Below are 1,311 nucleotides of genomic sequence, written 5' to 3' on the forward strand. Positions count from 1 at the left end.
TGGACTTCTCCACGTGTACCGAGTGTGGTCGGTGCCAGTCGCAGTGTCCGGCGTGGAACACGGGCAAGCCGTTGTCGCCGAAGCTGTTGATCATGTCGTTGCGCGAGCACGCCTACGCGAAGGCCCCGTACCTGCTGGCGGGTGGCGGTCGCGACGAGGAGGGCAACGAGCGGGCCACCCCCGAGCAGTTGGCGAAGGTGCCGGCGTCGGCGCTGGCCGAGGCGGAGCGGCCGCTGGTGGGCACGGCGGAGGAGAACGGGGTGATCGACCCGGACGTGTTGTGGTCGTGCACCACGTGCGGGGCGTGTGTGGAGCAGTGCCCGGTGGACATCGAGCACGTGGACCACATCGTGGACATGCGCCGGTACCAGGTGTTGATCGAGAGCGCGTTCCCCTCCGAGGCGGCGACGATGCTCAAGGGCCTGGAGAACAAGGGCAACCCGTGGGGCGTGGCGACCAAGGCCCGCCTGGACTGGGTCGGGGAGCTGAAGAAGGCGACCGGGATCGAGGTCCCGATCGTCGGGCGGGACGTGGAGCCCGCGGAGTTGGAGTACCTGTACTGGGTGGGCTGCGCGGGGGCGCTGGCGGACGGGCCGAAGAAGACCACGAAGGCGTTCGCGGAGCTGTTGCACATCGCGGGCGTGCGGTACGGGATCCTGGGCAAGGAGGAGTCCTGCACCGGCGACTCGGCCCGCCGGCTGGGCTCGGAGGTGGTCTTCCAGATGCTCGCCGCGCAGAACGTGGCCACGCTCGACGCCGCCCTGGAGGACGCGCCGCGCAGGCGGATCGTGACCACGTGCCCGCACTGCTTCAACACCCTCGCCAACGAGTACCCGCAGTTGGAGGGCCACTTCGAGGTGATCCACCACACGCAGTTGCTGCAGCACCTGCTGGACGAGGGCCGGCTGACACCGGTGGAGCCGGTGGACGGCCTGGTCACCTACCACGACCCGTGCTACCTGGGCCGGCACAACAAGGTGTACACGCCCCCGCGCGAGATCATCGCCCGCGTGCCGGGACTGCGCAACGAGGAGATGCACCGGCACAAGGAACGCGGCTTCTGCTGCGGCGCCGGCGGCGCGCGCATGTGGATGGAGGAACGCATCGGCAAGCGCATCAACAACGAGCGCATGGACGAGGCCCTCTCCCTCCGGCCCGACATCGTCTCCACCGCCTGCCCGTTCTGCCTGGTCATGTTCACCGACTCGATCAACGCCAAGAAGCAGGCCGGCGACGCCAAGGAAGACCTCCAGGTCGTCGACGTCGCACAACTGCTCCTCCAGTCCGTCAAACTGCCCGAACCACCGGCGG

At 68.7% G+C, this 1,311-nt stretch carries 1 protein-coding gene; it reads left to right on the forward strand.

Features of this window, described 5'->3' with window-relative positions; genetic code table 11:
- The coding region (locus tag ACWCPW_RS52000; protein ID WP_449768690.1) for a (Fe-S)-binding protein at positions 1–1,311 on the forward strand (1,311 nt) is incomplete at both ends.

It is taken from the genome of Embleya sp. NPDC001921, from assembly GCF_053594475.1.